This is a genomic window from Clostridium thailandense (genome assembly GCF_019207025.1).
GTDB lineage: Bacteria > Bacillota > Clostridia > Clostridiales > Clostridiaceae > Clostridium_AM > Clostridium_AM thailandense.
This window is the reverse complement of the sequence record NZ_JAEEGC010000127.1, coordinates 1-16,968: the sequence shown is the minus strand read 5'-3', so window position 1 is coordinate 16,968 and position 16,968 is coordinate 1. Positions and strand designations below refer to the sequence as shown.

Here is a 16,968-nt window from a genome sequence, read left to right as displayed (position 1 = left end):
ATTCTTTGACTTGAATTTCTATAATAGAGCATAAAATAAATTTTTTTATCTATAATGTCAAAAAATACATTATATGAGTGTTCAAAAATCAATAATACAATACTACATGGATGTTTTTTATGTCATAAAAAGTTGTTCAAAGTTTTAAGGAATTGCTTACATTGAATGATATAAATTAGAATCATCTAAAAATATTCAAGAAAGAGTTATTTAGAATATAAAAAAATTAAAGTTATTGGGGTAACTAAAACAAGTAGATTGATTAGAAGATAATTGAAGAGAGCGGAAGACTTGCCAAAAGAATTTAATAGGTATCGTATAAAAACAATTAATAAAGAAATAAGTAAGAGTAAGGGGAATAAGTTATTAGGGACAGAGTTAGGTAATGTTATCTATTGGAATAGAAGTGTATGAGGAAAAATAAAACTTTTAATTCATTATTTCCTAGTTATTAGAGGAAATTCAAAACTTGTAGAGAAATTATAAAATAGTGGTATTAATGTAAGATAAAACTTAGAAAACAAAAGAAGGCAAGTTTAAAAGAAAAAACCTTCTTAATTTTCAGATAAGAACTTAAGATTATTACTTGATAGGGGGGATAATATGGATAATTTAAATGTGGCAATTGACACAGTTTATAAAGAGAGAGAAAGATTGATATTAGTTGGTTTAACTGGAAGAACTGGTTCAGGATGCTCTACTGTTGCAAGCATATTAAGAAAAAAAAAGATTGATGACTTAGATCTTTGGGATTTAAAGACACATGATTTTAGAAATTCAGATGAACGTAAATATAGTATTATTAAAAGATTTATGGATAAAGGTAATAAGTGGAGTGAATTTGTAGTAATTGAAGTAAGTAGTATTATTTTATCGTTTGTACTAGAAAGGAGTATTGATGAATTAATAAAATATTTAGAAGAGTTGTTACAAGAGAAAGATAAAAAAATTCTTAATATAGCTGAATTTGAAAAAGTTAAGCAAAATATAGCTGAATTAAATTATATGATCGAGGAGATGAAGAATTATTCATTGGCCGATATTAAGAGTTTTATATATTCGGATGAGGAAAAAGTTGATAAATACTTTAATTTTTATACCAAAATAATTATAGATTATAAAAACAGAATAAAGGATATGTTATCAGAGTATTCATGCTATGAAATTAAAAAGTCAAGGCTAGAAGAAAAAAAAATGATAAAATATCATTTATATACATATTTAATGCAAAAAATCGGAAATAATATTAGGAGTTCTGGAGATCCATATAGCGAGGAATTTAATGCAGAAAATTATTATAGTCTAGTCTCTAGAATGAACAGTATTATAAAAATTATTAATCAATATAAGAAGAATAAAAAAGAAAAAAGCGTGAGAATATGTATAGATGCAATTAGAAATCCTTTTGAAGCATATTATTTAAGAGATAGATATAGAGCATTTTATCTTGTAGCAGTAAGTACTGAGGATAAGGATAGGATAAATCGATTAAATCGATTAAAAATCGATAGAGAAGAATTAATGAATTTAGACCAAGTTGAATATCCATCTAAAACAGATAAACCTCAAGAGTTATTTTATCATCAGAATATACAACAATGTTTAGAAATTGCGGATATTCATATATTTAATCCTGACATTGAAAATTCAAAGTACTATGAGTTAACAACACAAGTATTAAGGTATATTGCATTAATGCTTCATCCAGGTCTTGTTACACCGACACATGTAGAAAGGTGTATGCAGTTAGCATATAATACGAAATATAGTTCAGGATGTCTTTCAAGGCAAGTAGGGGCTGTTGTGACAGGAGAAGATTTTTCAATTAAATCTATTGGATGGAATGATGTTCCTAAAGGGCAAATACCATGCAATTTAAGAGATGTGAAAAGCTATTGCTTAAACAGAGATAATGAAACATTTAGTGATTATGAATTATGTGATAAAAAATTTCAAAATGTGATGACAAGTTTAAATAGTAAAATTTCCGATGAAAAATTAAAAGGAAAAACTTTCTCATACTGTTTTAAAGATATTTATAATGGGATTGAGAATTCTAAAAATCAGGTATATACTAGAGCACTTCATGCCGAAGAAAATGCATTTTTACAGATTTCGAAATATGGTGGACAAGGTGTTTTAAATGGAAAACTTTTTACTACGGCTAGTCCTTGTGAGTTATGTGCAAAGAAAGCATATCAGTTAGGAATTAGAGAAATATATTACATAGATCCATATCCAGGAATATCACAGAAACATATATTAAAGTTTGGAAATGAAAATAATCCTAATATGATGTTATTTTCAGGTGCTATTGGAAATGCTTATCTTGCTTTATACGGTACAAGGATGGCTTTAAAAGATGAATTAGAACTAGCAAGTGGTGTAAGCTGTAAGAATGAAGCTAAAAATTATAATAACCTAAAAAAGTCGGATTTAGATGTTAAGGATATAAAGTACAATGATATTAAATTAGATTTTGTATTCGATTCTAGAAGTAAGATTGTATGCTTAAGAGAAGTAGAAGTGGAAATTTTAAAGGATGAATTGAAAAAAATAAATAAAATGATGATTTGGACTGGGAGTTCATATGATGGTACAAAATTAATTAGTTCAGATCCGAAATGTAATTTAATTGAAGGGGTTAAAAAAGAAGCATATTATCAATATACAATTGATTTTGATAAAACACTTAGTAAAGGAGAACACATAAAATATAAGATAAGAACAGATGTGAAAGATGAAAAGAAAATCATGGAGCCTTATTTCTCACATAGAGTCAAAAATAAAACTGATAAACTTACATTAAGACTCAGTGTCCCTAAAAGCAAAAATCTAGTTGAAGGTGTGCGTGGCATAGAATATGCAGATTTACTTATGCAAAATAAGTTTGAAGAGATTGAATTGAAAAAGACAGAAGAGGGAGATTATGAGATATATGAATTAGAGAAAGTAAAACCGAATTTATTTTATAGCTACAGCATTGAATGGAGATTTACATAACTTGATTTGAAATAGCAGACATGTTATCATAAATTTAACAATAGGTAGGGGGATTCAATATGGAAGGTGACTAAGTAAGGTATTTTTATGGTATCAAATTATATTTTATTAGACATTAAATAAGAACACAAACAGTAATATTTATTGTTTGTGCTCTTATTTTTGCACTGGGATTTGCATAAAATTTTAGGTTGTTTATCATAGAATAGTTAAGGAGTGTCTTATCAAAACTTTGTCTGATGACTTAAAATTGAAGGTGCTTGTTGCAAGATAGCTTAAGAAAATTAGCTAGAGAATATATAAAAATAAATAGTACCCATTGGGTTCCATTTGGGTACTACTAACTCAAAATAGTACCCAAAAATAAAATAAGACAAGCTTAATCTGTAAGATACTAATATATCAAAGGATGCGATAAGTTGATTTAACATAAAAAAACTAAACACCCACATTCCTAAACCGCGTGCCGGGGGTTCGATTCCTCTCGGGCGCACCAAGTTTTAAGCCTTGTAATTATAGTAATTGCAAGGCTTTTGGTTATTTTGAAATATTTATAATTTAACTAATAATGGAAACGGTTGTCGTTAAATTCTTCATTTTTGTTAGAACTATAATGGATCATGAGAACAAGTTGCAATTCATTAAGAAAAGTATTAATAGAAAGACATAAGTATATAACAATCATGACGTATATACATATATGTGTATACTGTTTTATTGCTTTGAGTAATGTATTGTAGATACGTTAACTATAGATTGTATATACAAAAATTACCATTTAAACAAGGAATAATTGATTTGTAGGTACAATTACAATGCAATGTATAGATAGTAAAACACAAACTTAATAAAATAATTCTTATATAGTATCACTTAGATGCTTGCCATTTATAAGAACAATTGTAACTTCAAAGGCAAGGAAATATTGTGGCATATATCGGTTAAATATAATGCTCCAATATTATTAAGCCTTGGACAAACGCTAGATGCTAGAGTTGAGAGCGAGTTAAAAAGATTAGGAGCAAAACAAGTATTCATCATTGGAGGGACAGGGGTAGTACCTCAGAATATACAAGATTAATAGAGATGGAACTTCATGTACTAGGTTATTAAGCTTAACTAAAAAAGATTACGAGCAGTATGATTTAAACTATGCATTTAATAATAAAGCATATTTTATGCTTCCAACAGTGAAAATACTTAAAGTGGAAAATGGTTGGATTTATTATAGTAAAGATTATGGTAAACTTTATACTGATGACAGTAGTCTCAAATACAAAGTTAATGTTGATGGAACTGAAAATCAAGCTTTATAATCAGAACTAGCATACCATGAGTGACAGTAGTGAAGCATAAGAACGAAATTTAGAAAGAGAAGATAAAAGATGATATTAAAACTTGAATATATGTGGTATTAATTCACAATCAATGTATTCCTAAGGGGAGAGATCACCGTGGGTTCGATTCCTCTTGGGCGCACTAAGTTTAAAGCCTTGTAAACACTAAGTTTACAAGGCTTTATTATTTTTTGATTTATCCTTAAAGGTTGTTTGTAGTTAGAATGTCAATGAAGAACATGAACAGCGTATTATTTGATCTTCTGACTTTAATTTATATCGAAGCTTTTTTTTATGTATTCAAGGGCTAGTTCTTCTATTAAGTCATTAACATTTTTCTGTTGTGCTGCAGCAAGTACTTTTAACTTTATTAGTATCCATTGATTTAAAGTAGTATTAAACCTAACTCGTTTTGAGTGAGTAACCTTTTCAATATCCATAGAAATACCTCCTAAAAATGTAAGTATATAACAATTATAACGCATATACATACATGTGTATATAATTTTATTTTTCAAGAAGATACATTGAAGATACGTTATAGATACATTATATATATAAAATATTACTATTTTAACAAAAAATAATTGATTTGTAGGTGCATTTGTAATACAATGTATATACAGGAAAAAAATGGGAGGGGTTATAAAATGCAGGAGTATGTAATTGCATTAGATGCTGGAAAATATGCTATTAAGGCAATGGGAAGAAACACTAGGGGAACAGCTAGCGATCTAAAAAAAATCAATATTAGAACAAAGATGTATGACTTAAGCAATGGATATATAGATGTTGAAGGTAATTCTTACAGAGTTTTATTTAATGGACAAGAATTGATTGTTGGAGAGCAAGGAGAAACAAAGAGTTATGAAACTTCTAAGACAATATTCTTACACCAGATATGTACATATACTGCAATAACTCAATTTTTAGAGCCAGGTACAAGGTGTAATAAGGTTCATATGGTTCTTGCTTGTCCGATAAGCGTCTTAAAAGTTGAAAAAGCAAAACAAGAATATAAAGAGTTTATAAAAGGAAATGGTGAGATAAATATAAATGTAGACGGAAATAACTATAGCTTTGAAATTGTTGATATTATGATAAAGGCTGAAGGATCAGGAATAGTTTACTTGTCACCACATATATTTAAAGATAAGAGAATTGGTGTAGTTGATTTTGGTGGTCTAAATTTCACTTTTTCACTCTATACTAACGGAGCTTGCTTATCTCCAACTTCAGATAGATTTGTAGAAGAGTTTGGTGCTACAAAGTTAACTAACTATATAGCAGATGATCTAAGCAGCTATAAGAATGGCAATATAGTCAAGTTTGATGTAGCTGAAAGAGCATTAGAAATGGGATATTTATCTAAGTTTGGACAAGTAGACGAAGGCAGTAAAGAAGTTATTAAAAGAAGTAAAGAACGTTTTTTTGACGAAGCTTGTGAGGAGATTAATAGGCATGGATTCCATATAGATGAACTAGACGGTCTAGTATTTGTAGGTGGTACAACACAAAAGCTTGTTGATGCTATAAAACAAAAGATTCCTAGTGCATTTATAGCTAGTGAGCCACAATGGAGTACTGTAGAAGGCTTATATAAGATTGCTTATAAGAAATACATTGCCTAGAAAAGGGGTGGAGCATCATGGCAAAGAGACCAGGCTCATTGGTTCTTACATTTTCTAAAAAAAACGTAGATATAAGAAAATTATTAGAAAGTAAAAAGAATGAAAATGAAGCTTTTATAATTACAGATTACATTTGCGAAGCCATTAGATTTTATGAAAGGCATAAGGAACTTGAAGAAACATATAATTTGGAAACTATAAAAAAATTAATTGATGATAGACTTAAAAGCTTTATTCAAGTGAATAGTACCGTAACTTTAGGTTTAGAAGAATCTGAAAAAGTTGAAGAAGAAAAATTACTTATAAACGAGATTAAAACAAATATGAATACTTTGGAGAGTAATTTAGACGATATTCCTATAGATGAAGATTAAAAAATTATTGAAATAGCAGAACTTGCAGATAACATAATTATTTTTTCTTGATGGCTGTATAGATTACGGAGACTTGTCTATAATATAAATGTACTTTAAAATAATTATTTAATACCCCCTAAATTAAAATCCTATTTAAGAAGCCCTATTGAGGGCTTTATTTTTTTATATGAATTTTAAATCAACGATTTAAGTATTAGTACACTTTAAAGTTTTTATATTATCTGACTATAAATGATAATCCGAAAGAAAAAGGTTTAGATTGATAAATTATAAAAACTCTGTTATTTTATTAATATCTTAAATAATAAAAAGAGGAAATATTTCATGGAAGAAAGTTTTATAATAGAAGCAATTAATGAAGCAAAGATAGCACTATCATTAGGAGAAGTGCCTGTAGGAGCAGTAATAGTAAAGGACAATATAATTATAGCAAGGGCTCATAATTTAAGAGAGAGTTTAAATGATCCTACAGCTCATGCAGAAGTTATTGCAATTAAAAAGGCAGCAGATGTGATAAATAATTGGAGACTCAATGGATGCAATATGTATGTGACTTTAGAGCCATGTCCTATGTGTGCAGGTGCAATATTGCAAGCAAGAATTAGTAAAGTATATATTGGAACTTTCGATCCTACTATAGGAGCCTGTGGTTCTGTAATAAACGTATTGCAAAATAGATATATAAATAGTTATACTGATGTATCATGGCTGTATAATGAAGAATGTAGTGACATTTTAAAGGATTTTTTTAGAATAAGGAGGATGAAAAAGGATTAAAATATAATGTTTTTTCTTTTGATGGAAATGGGATATTGTTTTTAATGGAAAATAAATGTATAATTTATTAGTGTCATATTTATAATGAGGAGAGATGTCCGAGTGGTCGAAGGTGATTGACTCGAAATCAATTGTACGGTTTATAGCCGTACCGGGGGTTCGAATCCCCCTCTCTCCGCCAGGTAATTAAGCCAATAATTGCTTGCAAATAATTTTTATAAACATGTTGAATTGTTGTAGCTTTAATAGTATAATAATTCTTGTTCCTATGAAAAACCATAGGTGAAACAATTTAATATTATTGATGAGTATAGCATATGGAGAGATGTCCGAGTGGTTGAAGGAGCACGCCTGGAAAGCGTGTGTAGGGGAAACTCTACCAGGGGTTCGAATCCCCTTCTGTCCGCCAATAGAACTTTGTCGTGCTAGATGGGGAGTTAGCGGTGCCCTGTAACCTGCAATCCGCTATAGCAGGATTGAATTCCTCGCTTAGACTATAAAATGTGGGGTCTGGCCCATAAAAGTGGCGTTGAGAATTGGGTCCCACGCAACGGAAACTCATGAACCCCGTCAGATCCGGAAGGAAGCAGCGGTAAGTGACCATTTTCGTGTGCCGTGGATCAACCTGGTTTGAGTTAACTATATGGGTAACGCTCATATTTTATTAGCCGAAGCGAGGTGCACGACTTTAATATTATATTGTTTATATGAAGATACCTAGAAAGGTGTCTTTTTTATTATATTTAAGTTTATTTTATGAACTAAATTTATTGTTAACTATGAAACTTATATATAGAGTATAATTATTATAGTGTCTAAACAAATTAAAGAAGGTGATTTAAGTGTCTTATACTGCATTATATAGAGAATGGAGACCTAAGATTTTTGAAGATGTGGTTGGTCAAAAGCATATAACTGTAACACTTAAAAATCAAATAAAAAATAGTAGAATTGCACATGCTTATCTTTTTTCAGGAACAAGGGGAACAGGTAAGACATCTACTGCTAAAATATTTTCAAAGGCAGTAAACTGCCTTGATCTAAGAGATGGCGAGCCTTGCAATGAATGTGAAATGTGTAAAAAGATAAATATGGGTCTAGCTATCGATGTAATCGAGATGGATGCTGCTTCTAAAAGAAATCTAGAAGATATAAAAGATGTTATAGAAAACGTAAAGTATCCACCACAAGAAGGTAAATATAAAGTATATATAATGGATGAGGTTCATATGCTTACGCCACAGGCAGTTAATGCCTTTTTAAAAACATTAGAAGAACCTCCTTCAAATGTAATCTTTATTCTTGCTACTACTGATCCTCAGAAGCTGCCAGTAACTATTCTTTCTAGGTGCCAAAAATTTGATTTTAGAAGAATTAAAGGTTCAGATATGCTTGAAAGACTTAGAAAAATAGTTACAGATCAAGGGGTATTTGCAGATGATAGAAGTTTAAGTTTAATAGCTAGAATGTGTGATGGAGCTATGAGAGATGCACTGAGCATACTGGATCAGGCTATTTCTATGGGCGGTGGAAAGGTTGAATATGACGGGGTTATAAGTATGCTTGGTCTAGTCACAAATGAAAATTTGATAAAGCTTACTAATGAGATTATAGAAAAAGATGTAGAAGGCTCTATGAGAATTGTAGATGATATAGTTCTTAGTGGAAAAGATATATATAACTTTATAAAAGAGATGATAACACATATGAGAAATCTTCTTATGGTAAAGGTAAGCAAAGATCCAGAAGATGTTTTAGATATGTCAGAAGAAAATATAGAGCTTTTAAAAGATCAGGGGCAAAAAATAAGAATAGAAGAAATAATGAGAGATATTAGAATACTTCAGGACGCAGAAGAGCAATCTAAATGGACTAAACAAAGTAGGATATATTTAGAACTTGCAGTGATAAAAATGTGCAAAATTGAGTATGATACCTCAAAGGAAGTAATACTTGCGAGACTAAATAAATTAGAGGAAGCGTTAAAAGAGGGAGAAATAAAAGTAAGCTATGAAAAGACCGCTATTAGTACATCTAATTATGATAAAAAAGAAAATAAGGCTAGACTACAGGAAAACAAAATAAAAGAAACTACAGTACCTATACTAGAGGAAAATGTATATTCTAAGTTGACACTAGATATAGTGAAAAAGAGATGGAAAGATATATTAGAATCATTTAAAGCAAGAAGAAATATGGTTTTATATGCTGCCTTGGTTACAGGAGAAGTGAGCAGCTGTAAGAATGGGGTAATAATAATAAGATATGATAAAAGCTATTCTTTTAACAAACAGAGATTAGAAAGGGAAGAGAATAGAAAGACAGTTGAAGATGTATTTGCAGAAGTATTAAAAGAAAAAGTAAAAATACAGTATAATATAGATGGAGATGAGATAGGTGGAATATCAAAATCTCCAGAACAATTGTTAAAAGATGCTTTTGGTGAAGATTTAATTAAAATAGTAGATGAATAATACTAAAAGTATTGATTTAAATTTGTAAAAATATGATATAATTAAAACTGAATTAATTATGCCGAGGAGGAATTAAGTATGGCTAAAGGTGGGTTCCCTAACTTTGGTGGCGGGGGAAATATGAATAATATAATGAAGCAAGCACAGAAATTCCAGAAACAAATGGAAGATATGCAAAATGAACTTGAAAATAAGGAATTTTCAGCTACCGTTGGCGGTGGAGCAGTAACAGCAGTTGTAACTGGCAAAAAACAAATAGTTGATATAAAACTAAAGCCAGAAGTTGTAGATCCAGATGATATAGAAATGCTCCAAGATTTAATTTTAACTGCATGTAATGAAGCACTAAAAAGAGCAGAAGAAGAAACTGCAGCAGAAATGAAAAAGTTAACAGGTGGATTAAATATTCCAGGAATGTTTTAAAGCACAATAACAATTGCCCCATCTATAAAAGATGGGGTTTTAAAATTGAGGTGATACTTGTGGATTTTTATCCAATTGCAATAGAAAAATTAATTGAAGAATTTGCTAAGCTTCCGGGTATAGGATATAAGACAGCCCAAAGACTTACTCTTCATGTATTGAACTTACCTGGTGAAGAAGTTAAAGAGTTTGCTGAAGCATTGATTAAAGCGAGGGGAACAATAAAATATTGCTCAATTTGTGGCAATTTTACAGATAAAGACCCTTGTGCAGTATGTTCTAATCCTAATAGAGATAAAAGCTTAATATGTGTAGTAGAGCAGCCTAAAGACATAATATCAATGGAAAAAGTTAAAGAATTTAACGGAGTTTATCATGTTCTTCACGGTAACATTTCTCCTATGGCAGGAAGAGGCCCTGAAGATATAAAATTGAAAGAGCTTATAAGAAGAATAAATGGAGAAATAAAAGAAGTAATAGTTGCTACAAATCCAAATATAGAAGGAGAAGCAACTGCAATGTATATAGCAAAGATATTAAGGCCATTAGGAGCTAAGGTAACAAGAATAGCTCATGGCATACCAGTAGGTGGCGATTTAGAGTATGCAGACGAGGTGACTTTATCAAAGGCACTAGAGGGAAGGGTAGAAATATAGCGTATAATAATCCTATTTTATGTCAATTATCATAATACGATGTAGAATAGGAGGTTTATTATGAATAAAAAAACTATTGCTAGTTTGCTAATTAGAAAATCAAAATATACATCTGAACAAAAAAAATTGTTAAATTCTATAGAAAAAGCACGAGAAGATTTAGAAGTTGCTAGAGAATATTTTAATTCTGTTGATGACCCAAGGCTTATAGATTATGCAATATATAGAGAAGAAGCTGCAAAGGCACGATATATGTTCTTGCTTAATGAAGCTAAGAAAAATGGTTTAAAAGCTACAGAAAAAGATTCTCTTAAAGAATTGAGTGCAGTTTAATTTACTAACTAAAAGTGAAAAGTAAAAGCTTTAAGTCTATTACTTTTCACTTTTTTATTAATACTTTTATTTTAATGGAATATAAATTAATAAAAAGAAAATTGGGGGGATATAATTGGAATTTGAATACATAGGCTATTTTTTAATTTCTATAATTGGTTTATACATAATAGTTAAAGTATTTGCCTGGCCGCTAAAGGTTTTGCTAAAGTTAATAGCTAATGGATTAATTGGAGTACTATTGTTAGTTGTAGTCAATTTTATTGGAAGTCATTTTAACTTTTATATAGGTATCAATGCTATAACAGCCCTTATTGCTGGTTTTTTTGGTGTACCAGGAGTAATATTCTTGATCATTTTCAAGCTATTTCTGTAGCCTTTTAAGATTAAACTGATAGAGATATTAGTTTAATCTTTAACCTATAAATAACTGATATAAACCTAAAAGTATTATTATCATTCCAGATATTAAGTTAGCCTTATTTTCTAAAAAACTTGATAAAAATCTTTTGCCTAATATATATCCTATAGGTATTGCTGTTAAGTTAAATACAAATGTAAAAATAGAGGTTAAGGTTATACTTAATCCTGTTATACTAGCACCTATACCTAGTCCCATATTATTTAATGCTAATGCAAATCCTAAAAATAGTGATTCTTTCAAGTCAATGCATCCTGAGTTATCTTTATCGGCTTTTTCAGGGCTTATCAAAATTTCTTCACATTGAGATTTATAAGATTCTAGCATGTTTTGTTTTTCGCTGGAATTTATAGAAGTATCTTTTTTATCACTAATTTTAAAAGAACTAACTGTAAACCAAATTCCGAGCAGTATTAAAATAGAACTTCCGATAAGATTTTCGCTGCGCTCACATATGAAAGTACTAATAAATTTACCTACTGTCATGGATATAAGAGTTCCTGCACAGGATATGAAGGCTATTAAGATATTGCTTGATACAGAAATTTTTAACTTTCTTATACCGTAAGCAATTCCAACAACAACATTATCAAGGGTAGCAGATATAACAAAGAGCAGTATAGATAAAATATGCATATATCTTCTCCTATTAAAAAGCGGTTCAAATATATAATATTCATTAAATAAAATAAAGTTACGTTTTTTAGTTATATTTATAAAAGTATTAGGATAATAATTTTTAGTTTAAAACATAAGGCATTTATGTTTAAATAAAGTATATAATTAATCCACAATGTTAATAAAAAACGAATAAAGATATATAATAAATGTGGATAAGTTATTTAAATAAATGTGTTATTTTTAAAACTGGAGATGATATATTGGTTATCCACAAAAATATTATACTAGCTAAATTTATTCACAGACCCAATCGCTTTCAAGCCTATGTAGATATAAATGGGATTGAAAGTATGGTTCACGTACCAAACACCGGGAGATGCAGGGAAATATTAATACCGGGATGCACTGTAATTCTAAGAGAAGAAAATAGTCCATCGAGGAAGACTAAGTATGATTTAATTGGTGGATATAAGGGGGATAAATTTATAAATATAGATTCACAAATACCTAATAAAGTGGTAGAAGAGGCATTAAAAAACAAGAAAATAGGCATTTTAGATCGCTATATTAAAATAGAAAGAGAAAAGACCTTTGGTAACAGCAGATTTGATTTTAAGTTGACAGATGACAATGGCGGTGAGTGCTATTTAGAAGTTAAGGGAGTAACATTAGAAGAAGACGGAAAAGCTATGTTTCCAGATGCACCTACGGAAAGAGGAAGAAAGCATTTATTGGAATTAATAGAGGTTAAAAATAGTGGTAGAGAAGCTGCGGTTCTGTTTTTAATTCAAATGGATGGTGTGAAATATTTTAGCCCATATGATGAAATGGATAGGAATTTCGGAGAAGCGTTAAGGCTTTCCAAAATTAAAGGAGTACATATTCTTGCTTATGATTGCTTTGTAGGGGAAAACTATATTACAATTAAAGATAAGGTACAAATTAAATTATAGAACTACAGTATGTTGAATAGACTTGATCATATATTCTATAATGTTAATATATATTTATTTAATACAGGGAGGTGAAACTGCTCAAATCGGAGCGGTGATATTATGAGATTTAAATACTGTCCAATTTGTGGTACAAAACTAGTAGAAAAGTCTAGCTGGGACGAAGGTTATGTTCCATACTGTACCGTAGATAATATTATGTATTTTGATACCCCTAAGCCCTGTGTAATAGTAGCAATAGTAAAAGAAGATAAGATATTATTACTTAAACAAAGCTATATATTTAAAGATTCTAAGGTGCTTTTATCTGGCTATGTGGCTAATGGAGAAACTGTTGAAAATACCGTGCATAGAGAAGTTTTTGAAGAAGCAGGAATATGCGTAAAAGATATAAAGTATCTAGGAAGTGAATATTTAGAATCTAAAGAAATAATAATGCTTACGTTTATGGCAACGTATGATAGCGGAATTGTAAAAAAATCATCTGAAGTTGAATGGGTTGACTGGAGCAATATCGAAGATGCGCTTTGTGAAATGAAGGAAGATGAGATAGGTAAAAGAATAGTTAGGAAAGTTTTAAAGGAATTAGGGTATACTGAAGGAATAGCGTACAGATGTGAGTAAAATCACTGCGTTAAAGACAAGTATAAGTTAAAAAATAGTTAACAAGTTGTACACAAATAAATCATTGAATAATTCTGTAAAAATATGTTATTATTAAGTAATAAATTTAAAGTTAAAACCTGAGGGGATATAATTATTGAGGAGGAAAAATAGATGGTCAAACAGGTACCAGAAATACAGGGAATACTAAGAAGACATATGATTCAAGTACCGAATGTTATACGAGAAGCAAGTGGTATAAGAATATTTGGTAAAAGGCTTAAATCCTTTGTATTTAGCACAGATGTAGCGGTTATAAAAAACACAAATGCAGATGCCGTTATTGCTGTATATCCGTTTACGCCTCAGCCGCTCATAACTCAAGCAATTATGCTATCAGCAGATATTCCAGTTTTTTGTGGAGTAGGAGGAGGTATTACTACAGGAAAAAGGGTTGTAAATTTAGCTCTAGATGCGGAATTTAAAGGAGCTATGGGTGTTGTAGTAAATAGTCCTACACCTAATGATGTTATAAGACAAATGAGAGATACTATAGATGTACCTATAATAGTTTCAGTAGTATCAGAGTATGAGAATATCAAGGAAAGAATAGAAGCAGGTGCTACTATTTTAAATGTTTCAGGAGCTAAAAGAACAGCTTATATAGTAAAGAAGATTAGAGAAGTGTATCCCGAGTTTCCGATAATAGCTACAGGAGGACCTAATGAGGAAACTATAAGGGCTACAATAGAGGCTGGCGCAAATGCGATCACATTTACTCCTCCTTCAGCATCAGATATATTAAGTGATATAATGATTGCATATAGAGAAAAATATGCTCAGGAATATCATAATGAATAGATTCGTTATTAATAATACATAATACAAAATGACGTATTATGTATTTTTTTATGTTTAATGATATGTGCGAAAGAAGGAATTCACAAAGCGTGTATAGAAAATATAAACGATTAAGTCTAAAAATATTATAAAATTTAAAATAGATTTTGTAGGTATCTTATGAGTTAAACTTTTAATATATAAATAAATATTGGGAGATGGGATTTGATGAAAGGTGTTTTGTATTACTTTAGTGGCACCGGAAACACAATGTGGGTAGCTAATAAGATTAAAGAGAATTTTAGATATTATGGTGTAGATATAAGTTTAATAAATATGGAGTCAGAACAGCCAATTAATATAAAATGTTATGATTTTATGATAATAGGTTCTCCTGTACATTCTGGAACAGAGCCAAAGATAGTAAGTAATTTTTTCAGAAAACTTCCTAATGTTAAAAAGAAAATAAAAACTATTGTATATTCAACTCAGAGTGGTAAATCGTCATCAGCAGTATTATCAATGGCGAAAAGTTTAACTGAAAAAGGATATGATATTTTTATACAAACTTCCATAAAAATGCCTAATAATCGTTATTTTATTTTAGGCAAAAAATCTAGTTTAGAAGAAGAAAGCCAAGTATTAATAAAGTCATCAGAAAAGGTTAAAAAAGTAATCAAGCTGTTTATGGAAAATAAAAGATTAAAGGAGTGTAATTCTAATATTAGAATGAAATTTGGAAGAGTCTATGGTAAATTTTTAAGAAATTCACTACCTAGAGTATCTAAAAATATTACTTCCTCAGAAGAATGCATGAAATGTGGATTGTGTTTAAGAAACTGTCCTAAAAGTAATATAACATTTGAAAATGGTCATGCTATTTTTCATAGTCAATGCATGTTATGTTTAAGATGTATATATATATGTCCTATAAATGCAATAAGATACAAGGGAAAAAAGATAGACCAGATACAAAAGAATAGAATTAAAATGCTAAATTTAATTAAATAATCTTTAAGTTTTTAGAAAGGAAGAAAAGTATGATATTAAATAATAATTGTAAGTCTTGTCCTGAATTAAAAAATAATTGTGATGGAAAGGCAGAAAACTGTATGTGTAAATCGTGTCCAAGAAATCTTGGTAAGTGTATTATTACAAGATATTGCACAGAGACAGAATCAGTTTTAAATTATTAAATACTTAATATATAATTATTAGTTTACATAATTTTCAAGGATAAAGTATATTTCAGTTTACTGGAATATACTTTTTATCTTAGAATTAAATTTTTATTTACGGTAATAATATCTATATAAGTAAGTAGAATATTGAACTTTATAACTACAACTTAAAAAACTATTATTTAGGAGAGGTTATATGATTTCAATTCAAGATAAGATTATAGTAGCAGAAAATTGTGAGGAATATAAACCCAAAGTATATATTTTTAGTGCAAATATAACAGCTTTATCGCAAGGATGCAATACTTGTATAAATTATGTAAATGATAAATGCAGTAGAAAATTATTTGAAGAAATTGAAAAAAAAATAAAAACAAATTGAATATTATGTAAACTTTGAATGTTGTATAAGTTATATTATTATAAATATTAAAAAAAGTATTGACATATGAGAATTAAGAATTTATAATAAGAAACAAGTTAAAAAAATTGATAAACTTTAAATTGAAAAAATTTAAAAAAAGTATTGACATATTAGAGTTAAGAACTTATAATAAAAAACAAGCTAAAAAGATAATATAATTTATCTAATGAAGAGAATAGTAACATGAGTAAAGGTTAAGAGAGTCAGTGGTTGGTGAGAACTGATACCTGCAACTTTTGTGAATCCACCTCGGAGGATATTACGATGAGTAATACGGAAAAAACCGTTATTTATTAATGAGAGGATTATGTATATGTATGTATATGTAATCAATGAGGGTGGCAACGCGAGTCAATCGTCCCTATATGGGATATTGGCTTTTTTATTTTATAAAAATTTAATAATTCCGATGAAGAGAATAGTAACATAAGTAAAGGTTAAGAGAATCAGTGGTAGGTGAGAACTGATACCTGTAACTTTTGTGAATCCGCCTCAGAGGATATTACGATGAGTAATACGGAAAAAACCGTTATTTATTAAATGAGAGGATTATGTATATGTATATATATGTAATCAATGAGGGTGGCAACGCGAGTCAATCGTCCCTATGTGGGTGGATGGCTCTTTTATTATACCAAAATCACTTTAATTATGTAAAATTGCGCAACTGTAAAACTTTACAGTAGTAAATTGATAAAACAAAAAATAGGGGGTAATACAATGCATCAAGAGTTATTTGTTTCAGCACCTGTATGAGTGAAACAATATGTAGATGAAATATTAAATTTTTAAAAAATATTCAGTTGGGGCAGATATAACATAGCATTTAATTGGGGCAAATGCTATGTAGTATCAAAAAAATTATATTTTATAAAAGTAAAAAGGGAGGCTATTAAGGTTGAAAATTAAAGTAT

19 protein-coding genes, 2 tRNA genes, 1 other RNA gene and 2 other annotated features are annotated in these 16,968 nt (G+C 29.5%); of the genes, 20 read left to right on the top strand and 2 right to left on the bottom strand.

Annotated elements, in window-relative coordinates; translation table 11 throughout:
- The first annotated feature begins 603 nt into the window (after positions 1–603).
- The 3 genes from I6U48_RS21845 (at position 604) to I6U48_RS21835 (ending at position 4,319) form a co-directional block, all read left to right on the top strand.
- Complete coding sequence (locus tag I6U48_RS21845) at positions 604–3,003, top strand: cytidine/deoxycytidylate deaminase family protein (RefSeq protein ID WP_218322604.1); 2,400 nt, start codon at positions 604–606, stop codon at positions 3,001–3,003.
- A 925-nt stretch (positions 3,004–3,928) separates the two neighbouring features.
- Complete coding sequence (locus tag I6U48_RS21840; protein ID WP_218322603.1) at positions 3,929–4,084, top strand: cell wall-binding repeat-containing protein; 156 nt, start codon at positions 3,929–3,931, stop codon at positions 4,082–4,084.
- 97 nt (positions 4,085–4,181) lie between these two features.
- Positions 4,182–4,319, top strand: coding sequence for a hypothetical protein (locus tag I6U48_RS21835; RefSeq protein WP_218322602.1), 138 nt, complete (start codon positions 4,182–4,184; stop codon positions 4,317–4,319).
- Between the two features lie 290 nt (positions 4,320–4,609).
- On the opposite strand, the gene I6U48_RS21830 is transcribed toward I6U48_RS21835, so the two are convergent.
- Positions 4,610–4,780, bottom strand: a complete 171-nt coding sequence (locus I6U48_RS21830) for a hypothetical protein (RefSeq protein WP_218322601.1) — start codon at positions 4,778–4,780, stop codon at positions 4,610–4,612.
- Positions 4,781–4,990: 210 nt separating this feature from the next.
- On the opposite strand from I6U48_RS21830, the gene I6U48_RS21825 reads away from it, so the two are divergent.
- The 11 genes from I6U48_RS21825 (at position 4,991) to I6U48_RS21775 (ending at position 11,387) form a co-directional block, all read left to right on the top strand.
- Positions 4,991–5,971 (top strand): ParM/StbA family protein, encoded by a 981-nt coding sequence (locus I6U48_RS21825; RefSeq protein ID WP_218322600.1) that lies wholly within the window; start codon positions 4,991–4,993, stop codon positions 5,969–5,971.
- A gap of 17 nt (positions 5,972–5,988) precedes the next feature.
- Positions 5,989–6,345, top strand: coding sequence for a hypothetical protein (locus I6U48_RS21820; protein ID WP_218322599.1), 357 nt, complete (start codon positions 5,989–5,991; stop codon positions 6,343–6,345).
- Positions 6,346–6,672: 327 nt separating this feature from the next.
- On the top strand, positions 6,673–7,125 hold the full coding sequence (locus tag I6U48_RS21815) for a nucleoside deaminase (protein ID WP_218322598.1): 453 nt from the start codon (positions 6,673–6,675) through the stop codon (positions 7,123–7,125).
- Between the two features lie 88 nt (positions 7,126–7,213).
- Positions 7,214–7,306: transfer RNA gene (locus I6U48_RS21810), tRNA-Ser, on the top strand.
- A 138-nt stretch (positions 7,307–7,444) separates the two neighbouring features.
- A tRNA-Ser gene (locus I6U48_RS21805) sits at positions 7,445–7,534 on the top strand.
- A gap of 11 nt (positions 7,535–7,545) precedes the next feature.
- Positions 7,546–7,811, top strand: an RNA gene (gene ffs / locus I6U48_RS21800) — signal recognition particle sRNA large type.
- Between the two features lie 156 nt (positions 7,812–7,967).
- Positions 7,968–9,599: a DNA polymerase III subunit gamma/tau gene (gene dnaX / locus I6U48_RS21795; protein ID WP_218322597.1), complete on the top strand. Its 1,632-nt coding sequence runs from the start codon at positions 7,968–7,970 to the stop codon at positions 9,597–9,599.
- Positions 9,600–9,677: 78 nt separating this feature from the next.
- A complete protein-coding gene (locus I6U48_RS21790) occupies positions 9,678–10,022 on the top strand; it encodes a YbaB/EbfC family nucleoid-associated protein (protein ID WP_218322596.1) in 345 nt (114 codons plus the stop codon).
- Positions 10,023–10,081: 59 nt separating this feature from the next.
- Entirely contained in the window at positions 10,082–10,678 is a 597-nt protein-coding gene (gene recR / locus I6U48_RS21785) for a recombination mediator RecR (RefSeq protein ID WP_218322595.1), read from the top strand.
- Between the two features lie 60 nt (positions 10,679–10,738).
- A complete protein-coding gene (locus I6U48_RS21780) occupies positions 10,739–11,011 on the top strand; it encodes a YaaL family protein (protein ID WP_218322594.1) in 273 nt (90 codons plus the stop codon).
- Between the two features lie 115 nt (positions 11,012–11,126).
- Entirely contained in the window at positions 11,127–11,387 is a 261-nt protein-coding gene (locus I6U48_RS21775; RefSeq protein ID WP_218322593.1) for a pro-sigmaK processing inhibitor BofA family protein, read from the top strand.
- Positions 11,388–11,426: 39 nt separating this feature from the next.
- Here I6U48_RS21775 and ytaF read toward each other — a convergent pair whose 3' ends face one another.
- Complete coding sequence (ytaF, locus tag I6U48_RS21770; RefSeq protein WP_218322592.1) at positions 11,427–12,068, bottom strand: sporulation membrane protein YtaF; 642 nt, start codon at positions 12,066–12,068, stop codon at positions 11,427–11,429.
- A 245-nt stretch (positions 12,069–12,313) separates the two neighbouring features.
- On the opposite strand from ytaF, the gene sfsA reads away from it, so the two are divergent.
- From sfsA to I6U48_RS21740, 6 genes are all read left to right on the top strand, one after another.
- Complete coding sequence (sfsA, locus tag I6U48_RS21765; RefSeq protein ID WP_218322591.1) at positions 12,314–13,006, top strand: DNA/RNA nuclease SfsA; 693 nt, start codon at positions 12,314–12,316, stop codon at positions 13,004–13,006.
- A gap of 102 nt (positions 13,007–13,108) precedes the next feature.
- Positions 13,109–13,630, top strand: a complete 522-nt coding sequence (locus tag I6U48_RS21760; RefSeq protein WP_218322590.1) for an NAD(+) diphosphatase — start codon at positions 13,109–13,111, stop codon at positions 13,628–13,630.
- Between the two features lie 153 nt (positions 13,631–13,783).
- Complete coding sequence (locus I6U48_RS21755; protein ID WP_218322589.1) at positions 13,784–14,470, top strand: beta/alpha barrel domain-containing protein; 687 nt, start codon at positions 13,784–13,786, stop codon at positions 14,468–14,470.
- 207 nt (positions 14,471–14,677) lie between these two features.
- Positions 14,678–15,460, top strand: coding sequence for an EFR1 family ferrodoxin (locus tag I6U48_RS21750; protein ID WP_218322588.1), 783 nt, complete (start codon positions 14,678–14,680; stop codon positions 15,458–15,460).
- A 29-nt stretch (positions 15,461–15,489) separates the two neighbouring features.
- Positions 15,490–15,645, top strand: coding sequence for a hypothetical protein (locus I6U48_RS21745; RefSeq protein WP_218322587.1), 156 nt, complete (start codon positions 15,490–15,492; stop codon positions 15,643–15,645).
- Positions 15,646–15,826: 181 nt separating this feature from the next.
- The gene (locus I6U48_RS21740; RefSeq protein ID WP_218322586.1) at positions 15,827–16,012 is read left to right on the top strand and encodes a hypothetical protein; all 186 of its coding nucleotides are present in this window, start codon (positions 15,827–15,829) and stop codon (positions 16,010–16,012) included.
- Positions 16,013–16,211: 199 nt separating this feature from the next.
- Positions 16,212–16,420: a binding site (T-box leader), on the top strand.
- Between the two features lie 34 nt (positions 16,421–16,454).
- Positions 16,455–16,664: a binding site (T-box leader), on the top strand.
- The last annotated feature ends 304 nt before the right edge of the window (positions 16,665–16,968 follow it).

Bases quoted from the DNA above. Each gene is read 5' to 3' on its own strand.
- I6U48_RS21845 (WP_218322604.1), top strand. From the start codon at position 604: ATGGATAATTTAAATGTGGCAATTGACACAGTTTATAAAGAGAGAGAA.
- I6U48_RS21835 (WP_218322602.1), top strand. From the start codon at position 4,182: ATGCTTCCAACAGTGAAAATACTTAAAGTGGAAAATGGTTGGATTTAT.
- I6U48_RS21830 (WP_218322601.1), bottom strand. From the start codon at position 4,780: ATGGATATTGAAAAGGTTACTCACTCAAAACGAGTTAGGTTTAATACT.
- I6U48_RS21825 (WP_218322600.1), top strand. From the start codon at position 4,991: ATGCAGGAGTATGTAATTGCATTAGATGCTGGAAAATATGCTATTAAG.
- I6U48_RS21820 (WP_218322599.1), top strand. From the start codon at position 5,989: ATGGCAAAGAGACCAGGCTCATTGGTTCTTACATTTTCTAAAAAAAAC.
- I6U48_RS21815 (WP_218322598.1), top strand. From the start codon at position 6,673: ATGGAAGAAAGTTTTATAATAGAAGCAATTAATGAAGCAAAGATAGCA.
- I6U48_RS21790 (WP_218322596.1), top strand. From the start codon at position 9,678: ATGGCTAAAGGTGGGTTCCCTAACTTTGGTGGCGGGGGAAATATGAAT.
- I6U48_RS21780 (WP_218322594.1), top strand. From the start codon at position 10,739: ATGAATAAAAAAACTATTGCTAGTTTGCTAATTAGAAAATCAAAATAT.
- ytaF (WP_218322592.1), bottom strand. From the start codon at position 12,068: ATGCATATTTTATCTATACTGCTCTTTGTTATATCTGCTACCCTTGAT.
- I6U48_RS21760 (WP_218322590.1), top strand. From the start codon at position 13,109: ATGAGATTTAAATACTGTCCAATTTGTGGTACAAAACTAGTAGAAAAG.
- I6U48_RS21755 (WP_218322589.1), top strand. From the start codon at position 13,784: ATGGTCAAACAGGTACCAGAAATACAGGGAATACTAAGAAGACATATG.
- I6U48_RS21750 (WP_218322588.1), top strand. From the start codon at position 14,678: ATGAAAGGTGTTTTGTATTACTTTAGTGGCACCGGAAACACAATGTGG.
- I6U48_RS21745 (WP_218322587.1), top strand. From the start codon at position 15,490: ATGATATTAAATAATAATTGTAAGTCTTGTCCTGAATTAAAAAATAAT.
- I6U48_RS21740 (WP_218322586.1), top strand. From the start codon at position 15,827: ATGATTTCAATTCAAGATAAGATTATAGTAGCAGAAAATTGTGAGGAA.